Below are 13,083 nucleotides of genomic sequence, written 5' to 3'. Positions count from 1 at the left end.
CCCTCCCCCGAGGGTTGCTTGGTGGCGCGAACGGAGAGGTCTCCTGGCTCCGGGCCCGTCGCTCGCCTTCCCGGGAATGAACCCAGTGGCAAAGTGAGTGACGGAAGTGAATCGCCCGTTACAGTGGCGGGGCCGCGCCGGCATTGCACCGGTCTTCCGAGCGTCCCTGTTCGCTGGTCTGCAAATCAGTTGTACCGCGAAGCTATCGCGCTGCCGTCAGTGCGGCAAGTGCGCCTGGAGTTCCTGCTTCAAGCGCGCACGCTCGGCGAGGTATTGCTGCCACACGACCGGCGCGTGCGCCCCTTGGCCACCACGATGGCTCGCATCGAGCGTCGCGATCTGGCTGAGCAATGCCTCCGCCTCCGGTGTCAGCTGACGCCCAGCCGATGCCGTCACTGGCAACGGCACGCGCCGTCCCGCACGCCAGGCCAGCACGAACGCAACCAGCAAGGCGACACCGAGCCCACCGACCAGCGACGGCAACAGCCACGTCGGCGTTCCGACAAAATCGAACGCCAGGGTGACCTCAGCACCTGGGACCACTGCGCCCTTCCAGCGCGAGAAGCGCTTCCCTTCGACGCTCTGTGCTTCGACCGCTGCCAGTCCTCCGGTCAGGCGGGCCGTGGGCTCCTCGGCCATCACGTTCATCGCGGCGACTGAATCGGCCACCGGAATCGACCATTGCCGCACACCGGCGCGAAGCTGGTACTGCACGGTGATCTCTCGCTGCCCGGGTGGCAGCGGTGCGCGAATTTGCAACCCGCTGTTGGCGAGCAGCAGCGCATCGGAAGCGAAGTCATTGTCGCCGAGCTGGAAGCCGATGCCGTCCGGCGGCAGGTGAATGACCCACGACGGTGAGGACGAATCCGGCGCGACCCGGGTGAGCGGGCCGGGGTTCTCGAGCACGATGAGTTCGAGGACCGCGCGCGTACCATCGGCAGCGGGCGCGCTGACGACAACGTGCCGAGCGGCAACACGCACCGGAGCGCGGCTCGACGTGTCGGCCACCACGAGCAGCATCGACTCGGGCCTGGCAGGTGCGACAGGGAGTACGGCGGGTGGCGCGAAATATTCGATCCCGGCCCAGCGGGCCGAGGTCAGGAAAATGGCGCCGCTGTCGGGGTGGAAGCGAAAGGAGAACGCGCCGTCCTGGCGCGAAAGGGTCGAGTCAACCGGCCCCTGTCGCGAGGGCATGACCCGGTGCAGCACCACGCGCGCACCGAAGACACCGACGGTGTCGTGACCGACAATCCGGACGACACGACCGGTGAGGGTGATGTCGGCCTGCGGAGGCGCCGCCAGCGCCAGGACGGCGACGACGGCGCCCCACATCACTCAGGTGCCGGCATCCCAGCTGGCGAGATACGTCACCTGCTCCGGCGTGAGCACATCGAACTTCGCACCCATCGCCGCCATCTTGAGCGTGGCGATCTCGCCATCGACGAAGGCCGGGAGCTTGTGCACTTCCTTGCCAAGCTTTCCTTCCTGCTTCACGAGGTACTCGGCCGCGAGCGCCTGGTTCGCGAAAGACATGTCCATCACCGACGCCGGATGGCCTTCGGCCGCGGCGAGGTTGATGAGCCGACCTTCACCGAGGACGAGAATCCGCTTCCCGGCCACCTCGAACTCCTCGACGAAATCACGCACGTGGCGGCGTACCGTCGCCATCTTCGCGAGCGCATCGAGGTCGAGCTCGACATTGAAGTGCCCCGAATTGCAGACGATGGCGCCGTCCTTCATCTTCGCGAAATGTTCGCCGCGAATCACATGCATGTTGCCGGTGAGGGTGCAGAAAAGATCGCCCAGCGGCGCGGCCTGCTCCATCGGCATCACCTCGAAGCCGTCCATCTTCGCCTCGAGCGCCGCCACCGGATCGATTTCGGTGACGATCACGGTCGCACCGGCGCCGCGCGCACGCATCGCGAAGCCGCGACCGCACCAACCGTAACCCGCCGTGACCACAGTGCTGCCAGCGAGCAGCATGTTGGTTGCCCGCACGATGCCGTCGAGGGTCGACTGGCCGGTGCCGTAGCGATTGTCGAACATGTGCTTGGTGCGCGAGTCATTGACCGCGAGAATCGGGAACTGGAGAATTCCTTCCTTGGCCATCGCCTTGAGGCGGATGACACCGGTAGTGGTCTCCTCGGTCGAACCCTTCACCCGGCTCACGAGTTCCTTCCGCTCCGCGGCCGAAAGCCCTTCGACCATCTTGCGAATCGGGCCGGCGAGGTCATCAAGACGACCGAGCGCCGTCATGTGCAGCGCACTGACGAGGTCGGCGCCGTCGTCCTGGGTCAGATCGGGGCCAAACGCGAGCGCCTGCGCCAGGTGGGTGTAGTAGGTCTCGTGATCTTCGCCCTTGATGGCGTAGACGTGCACGCCGTGGTCGCGTACCAGGTGCGCGGCGACCTCATCCTGCGTAGAAAGCGGATTCGAGGCGCAGAGCGCGATCTCCGCCCCGGCCGCCCGCAGCGTGATCATCAGGTTGGCCGTCTCGGTGGTGACGTGCAGGCAGCAGGAAAGCTTGCGGCCCGCGAGCGGCTTCTCCTTGGCGAACCGGGCGCGGATCTGGCGCAGCACCGGCATCGAGCGTTCCGCCCACTCGGTGCGGCGTTTCCCCTCGTCGGCGAGGGCGATGTCGCGGATGTCGTGTGATGCGTCGATCGAAATACTGGTCATCGAATCCTCATGCCTTCGCGGCAGTCTTGAGCTCGCGCACCTTGTCGGTACGCTCCCAGGTGAATCGCTCGACCTTCTTCGGGCCGAGTTCGTGGTCCTGATAGGTGCCTTTCTCGAAACTGCGCCCGAAATGACCGTAGGCGGCCGTTGCCGAGTAGATCGGCTGACGCAGCTTGAGGTCGGCAATCAGCCGTGCGGGGCGGAGGTCGAAGACGTCCTTGACCGCGCGCTCGAGCGTGCTGTCCGGGCCGACGCCCGTTCCGAACGTGTTGACGTAAATCGACACCGGCCGCGCGACGCCGATGGCATAGGCCACCTGGACTTCGCAACGGCGTGCCAGCTTGGCCGCCACGATGTTCTTGGCCACGTGACGCACGGCATACGCCGCCGAGCGATCGACCTTTGTCGGATCCTTGCCGCTGAACGCGCCGCCGCCATGGCGAGCCATCCCGCCGTAGGTGTCCACGATGATCTTGCGGCCGGTGAGTCCGGCATCGCCCTGCGGACCACCGATGACGAATCGGCCGGTCGGGTTGACGTGGATCTTGGTCTTCACACCATCGAAGCCGAACTCCTGCAGCACTGGGAGGATGACATCCTCGGTCATCGCGCCTTCAATGGTGCGCTGCAAGAGGGTCTTGTTCCCCACCTTGTCGTCGTGCTGCGTCGAGAGCACTACCGTGCGAACCGCAACCGGGCGGTCGCCCTCGTACTCCACCGAGACCTGGGTCTTGCCGTCGGGGCGCAGCCACTCGTGATGCGGCATCCGGCCACCGCCGCGACGCACAGCGGCGAGCCGTTCCGCCAGTCGGTGCGACAGCACGATCGGCAGCGGCATCAGCTCGTCAGTCTCGTCGGTGGCATAGCCGAACATCATCCCCTGGTCGCCGGCACCCTGTTCGTCATCGGTCTTGCCATCGACGCCCATGGCGATGTCGGGCGACTGCCGGTCGATCGAGGTGAGGACCGCACAGGTGCGATAGTCAAATCCGAACGACGCGTGCGTGTAGCCGATCCGCTGGATCGTCGAGCGCACGATGTCGGGAATGTTGACGTAGGCCGTGGTGGTGATTTCACCGGCAATCACGGCCATGCCGGTAGTCACCAGCGTTTCGCAGGCAACACGGGCCGCGGCATCGCGGGCGAGGATTGCATCAAGAACGGCATCCGAAATCTGGTCGGCCACCTTGTCGGGGTGACCCTCGGTGACGGACTCGGAGGTGAAGACATGTCGATTAGCCAGTGACATCGCCACTCGCGCGCTGGAAGGTCATCATCAGGTGAACCGGGGCAAGCTAGCGGCCACAGTGGAGCGCGGCAACGCGTTCGTCGGGTCGACCAGCCGCAGGTCGAGATACTGCCCCAGCGTGTCGCGCAGGATCGCCTTCACCGCCGTCGTGGTCGTGGCCTTGATCGCCGACAACGCCGCTTCCCGCGCGGCCGCCACCGGGACGTGCCGGACGACCCACTTCACCAGCGGGATAGCTGGCGGCCCGATGCTGAGACGGTCGTATCCCAGGCCCAGCAGGAGCACGGCGCTGAACGGGTCGGAGGCCATTTCGCCACAGACTGAGGCCGGGATGCCGGCTCGCCCGGCGGCATCGCGGACATCCCGCAACTGTCGCACCACGGCCGGATGGAGCGGCTCGAACCGCGTGGCCAGCCGGGCATTGCCCCGGTCGACGGCCAGCGTGTACTGGGTCAGGTCATTGCTGCCCACACTGAGAAACGCGGCAACCCGGGCGAACTCGTCGGCGAGGAGGACGGCGGCCGGGGTCTCGATCATGACGCCCATCGGCACATCGCTCGCCGCGCGAATCCCTGCCTGCCGGAGCGATTCCGCTTCCTCGGCGAGCATGGCCCTGGCCTGGCTGACCTCGTCCAGCGAGATCACCATCGGCAGCATGATCGAGATCTCCCGATCCGCGGCCGCCCGCAGGATCGCGCGCAACTGGGGCCGGAAGATCCCCGGCTCGTCGAGGCAGACCCGTACCGAGCGCCAGCCGAGCATCGGATTGGCCTCGTGCGGTGCATCGAACGCCGCCGGGAACTTGTCGCCGCCAAGATCGAAGGTCCGGATGACTACCGGTTCGCCCGCGAAGGCGGCGCCGACCCGGCGGTAATACTCCATCTGCTCGTCTTCGTTCGGCAGCGTGGCACGACCCGTGACAAGGAATTCGGTGCGCAGCAGACCGACGCCCTGCGCGCCGTGCCGCAAGGCCGGCTCGATCTCCTCGGGGAGGTCGACGTTTCCCTGCAACATGATGCTGGTGCCATCGGGCGTGATCGCTGGCTCTCCAGCAATTCCCTCCAGCTGCATCTCGAGCTTGTGACGCCGCGAGTTCTGCAGCCGGGCGGTCTCGAGTTCATCCGGCGTTGGATCGAGAATCACCGTCCCGGCGTGGCCATCGAGCAATACGATGGTGCCGTCATCGATGGCCGAGAGCGCCCCTGCAACGCCCATCACCGCCGGAATGCCGAGTGAATGCGCGAGGATCGCCGCGTGGGAGGTTCGGGTGCCCTCTTCGGTGACGAAGCCAACCACATGTTCGCGGTCGAGCTGCACGGTGAGGCCCGGCGAAAGCTCGCGCACCACGAGCACCACCTGTTCGGTGATCTCCCCGAGCCACGCCTCCTCGGTCGGGCGTCCGAGCAGATGCGCGAGCGTCCGCAGCTGGATGGCGTTCAGATCGGCGAGCCGATCGCGCAGGAAACTCTTGCGTGACCCTTGCCACTGATTGCGAAGTTCAAGCGCGCAGAACTCGTATGCGGTTTCGGCCGCGAGATTTCCCTTACGGATCAACCCCTCGACCCCAGCCAGGAATTCGCCGTCCTGCACCATGAAGATCTGCGCGTCGAAGATGCCCGCCTCTTCGGGGCCCGCCCTCACTCGCGTCCGCTCGCGAAGCGTCTCGAGCTGCGCGACCGTGGCCGCCACGGCCGCGTGCAGCCGGGCAACCTCCGCGTCCTGCTCGCCTGCGGGAACCGTACGATTCGGGATATCCGGGAACGACCAGCGCACGGTGATCGCCCGCGCAAAGGCGACCCCGGGAGAGACTCCCACCCCGCGAAGTTCGCGACTGCTCACGGCTCGCCAAACCCGGAGGCGATCAGCGACGCGAGCGCTTCGAGTGCAGCCTCGGCATCGGGCCCTTCGGCTCGCAAGCGCAATTGAGCACCCTGCTCCGCGGCGAGCATCATCACCCCCATGATGCTCTTGCCGTTGACCGACTGCCCGTCACACTCAAGTTCGAGCGTCGCATTGAACGTCGCCGCGAGCCGCACGATCTGCGCCGCGGGGCGCGCGTGCATCCCGAGGGAGTTGACGATGGTCGCATCACGTTCGATCACCGGAACCCTCCAACGATGATGAGTGCAACGAGGACGAGTCCCAGCCCGAATCGTAAGCCGGTGACCCGTTCCCGGGTCATCTGCCCGAGCGCGAGGGCCACTCCCAGCAGCGTGCAGCCGATCACGCCGGCGACCAGCTGTCGACTCGCCCCCGCGAGCAATTGCCATGCAACAATCGGAATCGCGAGCCCGACGGCAAACGCCGCGGCACTCTGGGCACGCGCTGCGGCCTGGGGCAACCAGGAACGTTGCAGCGCCGCGCCGACGCCCAGCCCTTCGCGCAGTCCGATATCGAGTCCCCACGCCGTGAGCCAGAGTCGCAACACGTTGTGGATCACGACCACGAGGACCACCGTCCATGCCCCGAGCCACGGTGTCGCCGCGAGGGCGAGTCCGATCAGCACCGGGACTTCGCCTGCCCAGATCAGCTGGTCGCCCAGCGCTCCGAGTGGGCCGGAGAGCGCCGTGCGCAGCCGCACGATCGCCGCGCCTGGCACACGTTCGCGCTCGGCGTGAACCACGGCGCCCACCGCGACACCGGCGAGGTATGGGTGCGAGTTGAAGAACTCTGCCGACCGTGCCACCGCTGCCCGGCGCTCTTCCGGCGAACTCGTGGCATACAGATCCCGCAGCAGCGGGGCCGAGGCGTGCCCGACCCCGATTCCCGACATCCGCTCATAGGTCCACGCGGCTTGGACGGCGAGCAATCGGACCAGCGCCTCTGCGCGCGGCTTCATTGCAGCAGCACCACGAGCACGCCTGCGGCCAATCCCACGCCGAGCCAGCGACGACGCGCTCCGTGACCGCCGCTGCGCAGCGCTCCACCGAGCACCGCCGAGAGCCCGCCCGCTGCGGCGGCCCAGTTGAGCAGTGAGGCGCGCGGGAATTCTGACCACGGCATTCGTGCCATTACCAGTGCCACGCACACGCCGGCCACACTCAGCACCAGACCGCGACCGGCGTCGCGCACCAGGCCGTTCCGCTGCAACTCCCAGATCGCCCGGGCATCGCCCGCCGAGACGCGAGCAAGCCGTCGCTGCACCGAGATCGCATTGCGGCGCCGATGTACGTGGAGCGTGTATCCCCCGATGACGGCGAGCGGGAGACCGACCAGACCCGCGACACCGATCACGAGTTCCTGCGGCACCAGCGCCGAGGCCGCACCCGCCGCAACGGCCGCCGGGCCGTAGTCGGGGTAGCGCGATGCACCGATCGGCAGCACGTCGAGGGCGTACAGTTCGAGGACCATCCCCGCCACCAGCCCGGAGGTGAGATTGCCGGTGATGGCGCCGGCCACCGTCGCCGCCACCAGCGGCCGCGAGAAGAGCCCTTGCGGCATGGTGACCAGGTCCACGGCGACGAAGATGCCCCAGGTAACGAGGCCGACGACGACAAGCGCGGTCACGGCAACGCCTCGATGCCGATGGGTGGCGTGGTGGGAAGATCCTGCGCCGTGATGTCGGCGCCGCTGCCGCGCATCGAGGCCAGCAACACTTCTTCCTCGCCCGAGAGGTAGAGATAGCGGAGGCGTTCGTGACGATCAGGCCGATGGTGAATCCCGCCGAGATTGATGCGATGCACAATTGTCGGCGACGCATGGTGCAGTGCGGCCATCGTCGCCAGATCTCCGGTGAGGAGAATCCCCGGTCGGGAATCCGCAGCCCACGCTTCAAGCGCGCTGATTGCCTCGTCGGTCCGGGCGAAGATCACGTCCACCCCTTCGGGGACGGCCATCCGGTAGAGGTCCTGCTCCCAGCTGCTCGCGCGCACACCATCATCAACAAGCACGATGAACTTGACGGCGAGCGGGCGTCCCCAGCCGATCACGACCTGTCCGTGAACCAATCGATCGTCAACCCGGCAGAGGACGAGACCCATCAGCGCGCGGCCACCGCGCGAATCCCGACCTGCACCATGTGCTCAGCGACTTCGTTGACGTCGCCGTCACGGTTGAACACGAACTCCAGCAGCATCGCGAGATTCACGCCCGTGACCACCCGGGTTCCGCTCTTGCCTTCGAGCCGGCGCATCGCGGCAAAGAGGCAGGAGCCGCTCGGCATATCGATGAAGACAACGGCGGGCCCGTCGCCGACGGCCGCGAGGATCTTTTCCTCGAGCGAACCGCGGTCACAGTCGGTGTTGGAGACCGCCACCAGCCCCGTATCGGCGCCGGCAATCCGCTGCACCGCGTCGATCAGTGCCGCTGCCAGCGAGCCGTGCCCGACGACTACTCCCTTGATCGCACTCATTCGATATCGTCCCGCAGGTATTCCCGCACCCCGCGCTTCTCGCGCATCTTGCGGATCAGTCGTTCATTGAAGGCACCGGCGGTATCGACGCCGGTGTAGCGCAGCAGGTGCATCATCGCCACCACTTCCGCGACCACCGTGATGTTCTTCCCGGGATTCAGCGGGACCATCACCTTTGGAATCGGCACATCGAGGATCGGCATCGTGTCGCGCTGCAGGCCGGTGCGATCGGCATCCTGCGCCGTCTCCCAGTCTTCCAGCTGCACCACCACCTCGATGCGCTTCTGCTGCCGCACCGCGCGCACGCCGAAGAGCACTGGAATGTCGACCAGACCGATCCCGCGGATTTCCATATGATGGCCAGCAAGCTCGTGCCCCTGTCCGATCAGGACATCGCCGGCGCGGCGCGTCACCTTCACGACGTCATCGGCAACCAGTCGGTGACCTCGCTCGACGAGATCGAGCACGCATTCGCTCTTGCCGATCCCCGACCGGCCGATGAAGAGGAGGCCGACACCGTAGACATCGGCGAGCGAACCGTGCAGTGTGGTGCGCGGGGCGAACGCATCCTCGATGATCGGCTTGATCCGCTTGTAGAACTCTGCCGTCTTGAGGGCGCTCCGCAGCACCGGGATCTGCCGCGAGATGGCGAGTGTCAGGAGCGGTTCCGGCGGCTCGAGTCCCTTGGTGATGAAGACGGCCGGCAGGTTGTAATGGAAGAACGCCTCGAGCGTCGACCGACGCGTCTCGGCATCGAGTGACGCGAGATAGGTGATTTCGGTCTCGCCGAGGACGTGCAACCGATTAGGGATGAAGCGCCCGAGATACCCGGCGAGTGCCAGGCCCGGCGAGGCGATGTCGGCATCCGGCACGAGCCCGTCGAGGCCGAGTTCGCCGGTGAGGGCCTCGAGCTGGAGCTGATCGGCTGAGCCAAGAAAATCACGGAAGCGCACTGCTCCCCCTCAGACCTGAAAGGACGGCGGAGGAATGCGCCCCGCCACGAGATCCTGCAGATGGGCCTCGACCTGGTCGGCAGCGGCAGCCCAGCTCAGCGTGAGCGCGTGCGCGCGGGCCGCCTGCCCCAGCCGCTCGACCAGCACCGGATCTCCTGCCAGACGAAGCATACCCTGAGCCAGCGCCGCCGCGTTACCGTGGGGCACCAGCACCCCGGTGATACCGTCCCGGACCGAATCGCGGAGTCCGGGTGAATCGGAGGCCAGGGAGGGCGTCCCGCAAGCCGCGGCCTCCATCACGGTGATCCCCCACCCCTCCTTCGGGGAGGGAAAGACATTCGCCACCGATCGCCGCAGCAACTCGAGTTTGGTCGCCTCATCCACAAAGCCGCGGAAGCGCACACTCTCCGCAACCCCCCTTGCCCGAGCCAGGGCTTCGAGCCGAGGCCGGTCATCGCCATTCCCGGCGATGTCGACCGTGAGGTCCGGCCGCTCCCGACGCGCGATGGCCAGCGCTTCGATGAGCACCTCCACCCCTTTGTACCGCTTGAGGCGGCCGAGGTAGACGAAGCGTGGCGGAGCGAAGCGACCGAGGGTCGGATCAGGAGTGTATTTCTCGCCATCGACACCCGGATAGACCACTGCGATCCGCTCACGGGCAATGCCGCGCTGCACGAGATCGTCGCGCGTCGAATCGCTGATGGCGTGGAACCAGGCCCGACGATAGGCATTCGGAATCGCGCGCTCCGCCAGCCAGACCGTCGCGGCCATCGGCCAGCTCACTTCCTGGAACGCGGTGGTGCCGAAGAGGTGCGGAATCACGGCATAGACGGGCAACTTCGTGAGCGATGCGGTGTAGAGCGGCAGCTTGTTGACATCGTCGACGAGCACGTCGGCCGGCTCGCCCTGGAGCGCCGCTCGCACGGCATTCCGACCACGCAGCGCAAAGGTGTGGCGATCTCCCACGCGGTGCACTTCGATTCCATCCACAACTTCGACGGCGGGGGCGCCAGCAAAACCTGAGCAGACCAGCCGGACGCGATGTCCCCGCGCTGCCAGCCGCGAAAAGAGCTCAAAGAGATGAATCTCCGCCCCACCAGCCTGTGGATTGCGGAGATCCTGCCAGTTGACCAGGAGGATATTCACGCGAGCTGGCTCAGAGACGGCCGAGGTCGCGTGCGACGCGGTCGAGGACGCCGTTGATGAACGCGGGCGCGCGGGGCCCGGCGAAGCGGTGTGCCAGCCAGATCGCCTCGTCGATGACGATGCGCGGCGGCAGGACGCCCAGCAACAGTTCGTGGATCCCGATGCGCAGGATATTGCGCTCGATCGTCGCCACGCGATCGAGGCGCCAGTTCTCAGCGGCATCCTGCGCGTAACGGTCGAGGGTGTCACGCTGCGCCAGGACGCCGTCGACAATCGCCTGCGCTTCCTCGAAGATGCCGGGCTCGGGCCCGGTCAGCCGTGCGAGGCCGGTGGCGGCAAGATCCACATCGCTGTCGCCCGTGGTATCGAGCGCGTAGAGGACCTGAAGGGCCCGGGCCCGTCGCTTCGATTCGATCCGCAGCATCTATGCTCCCCGCATCTGGCGCAGCAGGTCGGCAGTGCGGATCGCTGCCTCCGCTGCTTCCCGCCCCTTGTTGCCGGCCTCGCCGCCTGCGCGGGCCACTGCCTGCTCCATGGTGTCGCAGGTCAGCAAGCCGAAGCCGACCGGCACCAGCGTCTCGGTGGTGGCCCGCCGCAGCGCGGCCGATGTCTCGCCGGCGACGAAATCGAAGTGCGGCGTGTCGCCACGCACCACGACGCCGAGTGCCACGAGCGCCGCGTAGCGGCCGCTTCGAGCAGCAGCGGTAGTCACGACGCCCAGCTCGAACGCCCCACTGACCCAGAGCACATCCACGGCATCTGCGGCAATGCCGGCCTCGGCACACGCTTCACGGGCGCCGTCGAGCAGCCGGCCCGTGATCCGCTCGTGGTAGCGGGAAACAATGACGGCCACGCGCCCGACATCGGCGAGTCTTCCTTCGCGCTCGGCGGTCATCAGTGCGCCAGCAGGTGACCAAGCTTGTCACGCTTGGTTGCGAGGTAGCTGCGATTCTCTTCGGTGGTATCGGCCACGAGCGGGACGCGCTCGACAATCTCGAGGCCATAGCCTTCGAGTCCCACCAGCTTGCGCGGATTGTTGGTCATCACGCGCAAGGTGGACAACCCTAGGTCGCGAAGAATCTGCGCCCCGATGCCGAAGTCGCGCAGATCCGCCTTGAACCCGAGCCGCTCGTTGGCCTCGACGGTGTCGTCGCCGGAGTCCTGAAGGGCATACGCCCGCAACTTGTTGAGCAGCCCGATCCCGCGCCCTTCCTGATCGAGGTAGACGATGACGCCCTGACCCTCCGCGACAATCCGATCCATCGCGCGGTGCAGCTGCACACCGCAATCGCACCGGAGCGAATGGAATACGTCGCCGGTGAGGCACTTCGAGTGCATCCGCACCAGCACACCCGCTTGCCCTTCGACATTCCCGTGGACCAGCGCGACGTGTTCGGCGCCATCGACATCGTTGCGATAGCCGATCACGCGGAATTCGCCGGCATCAGTCGGAAGGCGCGCATCGGCCACGCGGTGAACGAGTTGTTCCTTGGTCAGTCGATACGCAACCAGATCGGCGACGCTGACCATCGTCAGTCCGTGCAGCGAGGCAAACTGCTCGAGCTGCGGCAGCCGCGCCATGGTGCCGTCGGGATTCATGATTTCGCAGATCACGCCGGCGGGCTGGAAGCCGGCGAGCCGCGCGAGGTCGACACTCGCTTCGGTGTGGCCAACGCGCTGGAGCACGCCGCCCGGCTTGGCGCGGAGCGGATTGATGTGGCCCGGCCGCCGGAGATCGCCCGGCTGTGTGGCGGGGTCGAGAGCAACCCGAATTGTCGTGGCGCGGTCGGAAGCAGAGATCCCGGTGGTCACGCCGAAGCGACGCTCGGCGTCAATGGTCACCGTGAACGCCGTCTGCATTGATTCAGTATTGCGCTCGACCATCTGCTTCAACTCGAGTCGATCGCAATCTTCGGGCGTCAGGGTGAGACAGATCCAGCCACGACCATACTGCGCCATGAAATTGATCATTTCCGGCGTAACAGCAGCAGCGGCGCAAACGAGGTCACCCTCGTTTTCGCGGTCTTCGTCGTCCGTGACCACAATCATCCGGCCGGCCTTGAGTTCGGCGATCGCGGTTTCAATCGTGCCGAATCCCATCATGCCTCCGGCGCGGCGCGGTGCGCCGCGGTGAACTGCCGAACATACTTCCCCACTGTATCTCCTTCCACGTGCACGGCATCGCCGGCACGGCGTTCCCCAAGGGTGGTGTGCCCCAAAGTAAACGGGATCACCGAGAGCTGGATCAGGCCCGGACCGGGGATGGCATTGACCGTGAGCGAGACCCCATCGACCGTGATCGAACCGAGCGGAATCGAGACTTCGGCGACCTGCGGCGGAACCGCCACATCGACCAGCCAGGCGTCCCCCTCATGACGGGTGGCCACGATGGTCCCGATCCCGTCCACGTGGCCCTGCACCAGATGGCCGCCGAGCCGGTCACCCACGGCGAGCGCCCGCTCGAGATTGACCCGACGCCCAGCGGTGTAGTTCGCGAAAGAGGTGCGTGCCAGCGAGGTCGTGATCACGTGGACCGCAAACCAGCCATCGCCCAGCCCCTTCACCGTGAGGCACGCGCCATCGACCGCGACACTCTCGCCCAGCTGGAGGTCGCTCCACGCCACTGCGATCGTGAGGTCGAGGCCACTATCAGCCGCCACCGCACTCTCGATTCGACCGACGGCCGTCACCAACCCGGTAAACAT

The 13,083-nt window shown here is 66.6% G+C and carries 15 protein-coding genes and 1 riboswitch; all 15 genes read right to left on the bottom strand.

The features are described 5' to 3' along the window. Positions 1-38 precede the first annotated feature (38 nt). Positions 39-158: riboswitch (cobalamin riboswitch) on the bottom strand. Between the two features lie 58 nt (positions 159-216). The 15 genes from V4558_16710 to V4558_16640 are packed head-to-tail and all read right to left on the bottom strand — an operon-like array spanning position 217 to position 13,083. Continuing rightward, positions 217-1,332: a hypothetical protein gene (locus tag V4558_16710; protein ID MES2307145.1), complete on the bottom strand. Its 1,116-nt coding sequence runs from the start codon at positions 1,330-1,332 to the stop codon at positions 217-219. A gap of 3 nt (positions 1,333-1,335) precedes the next feature. Then, on the bottom strand, positions 1,336-2,679 hold the full coding sequence (gene ahcY, locus V4558_16705; GenBank protein MES2307144.1) for an adenosylhomocysteinase: 1,344 nt from the start codon (positions 2,677-2,679) through the stop codon (positions 1,336-1,338). Positions 2,680-2,686: 7 nt separating this feature from the next. After that, on the bottom strand, positions 2,687-3,928 hold the full coding sequence (gene metK, locus V4558_16700; protein ID MES2307143.1) for a methionine adenosyltransferase: 1,242 nt from the start codon (positions 3,926-3,928) through the stop codon (positions 2,687-2,689). A 27-nt stretch (positions 3,929-3,955) separates the two neighbouring features. Continuing rightward, positions 3,956-5,743, bottom strand: coding sequence for a phosphoenolpyruvate--protein phosphotransferase (gene ptsP / locus V4558_16695; protein MES2307142.1), 1,788 nt, complete (start codon positions 5,741-5,743; stop codon positions 3,956-3,958). Between the two features lie 20 nt (positions 5,744-5,763). Next, positions 5,764-6,030, bottom strand: coding sequence for an HPr family phosphocarrier protein (locus V4558_16690; GenBank protein ID MES2307141.1), 267 nt, complete (start codon positions 6,028-6,030; stop codon positions 5,764-5,766). Next, positions 6,027-6,767 (bottom strand): PTS system mannose/fructose/sorbose family transporter subunit IID, encoded by a 741-nt coding sequence (locus tag V4558_16685; GenBank protein MES2307140.1) that lies wholly within the window; start codon positions 6,765-6,767, stop codon positions 6,027-6,029. Before V4558_16685 ends, V4558_16690 begins: the two co-directional genes overlap by 4 nt. Further along, positions 6,764-7,435: a PTS sugar transporter subunit IIC gene (locus V4558_16680; GenBank protein ID MES2307139.1), complete on the bottom strand. Its 672-nt coding sequence runs from the start codon at positions 7,433-7,435 to the stop codon at positions 6,764-6,766. The genes V4558_16685 and V4558_16680 overlap by 4 nt, the downstream gene beginning before the upstream one ends. Beyond that, complete coding sequence (locus tag V4558_16675) at positions 7,432-7,908, bottom strand: PTS sugar transporter subunit IIB (protein ID MES2307138.1); 477 nt, start codon at positions 7,906-7,908, stop codon at positions 7,432-7,434. The genes V4558_16680 and V4558_16675 overlap by 4 nt, the downstream gene beginning before the upstream one ends. After that, a complete protein-coding gene (locus V4558_16670; GenBank protein ID MES2307137.1) occupies positions 7,908-8,279 on the bottom strand; it encodes a hypothetical protein in 372 nt (123 codons plus the stop codon). Before V4558_16670 ends, V4558_16675 begins: the two co-directional genes overlap by 1 nt. Beyond that, positions 8,276-9,232: an HPr(Ser) kinase/phosphatase gene (gene hprK / locus V4558_16665; protein MES2307136.1), complete on the bottom strand. Its 957-nt coding sequence runs from the start codon at positions 9,230-9,232 to the stop codon at positions 8,276-8,278. The genes V4558_16670 and hprK overlap by 4 nt, the downstream gene beginning before the upstream one ends. Positions 9,233-9,241: 9 nt before the next feature. Beyond that, positions 9,242-10,378, bottom strand: a complete 1,137-nt coding sequence (locus V4558_16660; GenBank protein MES2307135.1) for a glycosyltransferase family 4 protein — start codon at positions 10,376-10,378, stop codon at positions 9,242-9,244. Positions 10,379-10,388: 10 nt separating this feature from the next. Next, a complete protein-coding gene (nusB, locus tag V4558_16655) occupies positions 10,389-10,802 on the bottom strand; it encodes a transcription antitermination factor NusB (protein MES2307134.1) in 414 nt (137 codons plus the stop codon). Further along, a complete protein-coding gene (gene ribH, locus V4558_16650) occupies positions 10,803-11,273 on the bottom strand; it encodes a 6,7-dimethyl-8-ribityllumazine synthase (GenBank protein ID MES2307133.1) in 471 nt (156 codons plus the stop codon). After that, complete coding sequence (locus tag V4558_16645) at positions 11,273-12,478, bottom strand: bifunctional 3,4-dihydroxy-2-butanone-4-phosphate synthase/GTP cyclohydrolase II (protein MES2307132.1); 1,206 nt, start codon at positions 12,476-12,478, stop codon at positions 11,273-11,275. Before V4558_16645 ends, ribH begins: the two co-directional genes overlap by 1 nt. Then, positions 12,478-13,083, bottom strand: coding sequence for a riboflavin synthase (locus tag V4558_16640; protein ID MES2307131.1), 606 nt, complete (start codon positions 13,081-13,083; stop codon positions 12,478-12,480). The genes V4558_16645 and V4558_16640 overlap by 1 nt, the downstream gene beginning before the upstream one ends.

Source organism: Gemmatimonadota bacterium, assembly GCA_040388535.1.
GTDB lineage: Bacteria > Gemmatimonadota > Gemmatimonadetes > Gemmatimonadales > GWC2-71-9 > Palsa-1233.
This window is presented reverse-complemented; position numbering and strand designations above follow the sequence as displayed.

Bases quoted from the DNA above. Each gene is read 5' to 3' on its own strand.
- V4558_16685 (MES2307140.1), bottom strand. From the start codon at position 6,767: ATGAAGCCGCGCGCAGAGGCGCTGGTCCGATTGCTCGCCGTCCAAGCC.
- ahcY (MES2307144.1), bottom strand. From the start codon at position 2,679: ATGACCAGTATTTCGATCGACGCATCACACGACATCCGCGACATCGCC.
- V4558_16640 (MES2307131.1), bottom strand. From the start codon at position 13,083: ATGTTTACCGGGTTGGTGACGGCCGTCGGTCGAATCGAGAGTGCGGTG.
- ribH (MES2307133.1), bottom strand. From the start codon at position 11,273: ATGACCGCCGAGCGCGAAGGAAGACTCGCCGATGTCGGGCGCGTGGCC.
- V4558_16710 (MES2307145.1), bottom strand. From the start codon at position 1,332: ATGTGGGGCGCCGTCGTCGCCGTCCTGGCGCTGGCGGCGCCTCCGCAG.
- V4558_16670 (MES2307137.1), bottom strand. From the start codon at position 8,279: ATGAGTGCGATCAAGGGAGTAGTCGTCGGGCACGGCTCGCTGGCAGCG.
- metK (MES2307143.1), bottom strand. From the start codon at position 3,928: ATGTCACTGGCTAATCGACATGTCTTCACCTCCGAGTCCGTCACCGAG.
- V4558_16645 (MES2307132.1), bottom strand. From the start codon at position 12,478: ATGGGATTCGGCACGATTGAAACCGCGATCGCCGAACTCAAGGCCGGC.
- nusB (MES2307134.1), bottom strand. From the start codon at position 10,802: ATGCTGCGGATCGAATCGAAGCGACGGGCCCGGGCCCTTCAGGTCCTC.
- V4558_16675 (MES2307138.1), bottom strand. From the start codon at position 7,908: ATGGGTCTCGTCCTCTGCCGGGTTGACGATCGATTGGTTCACGGACAG.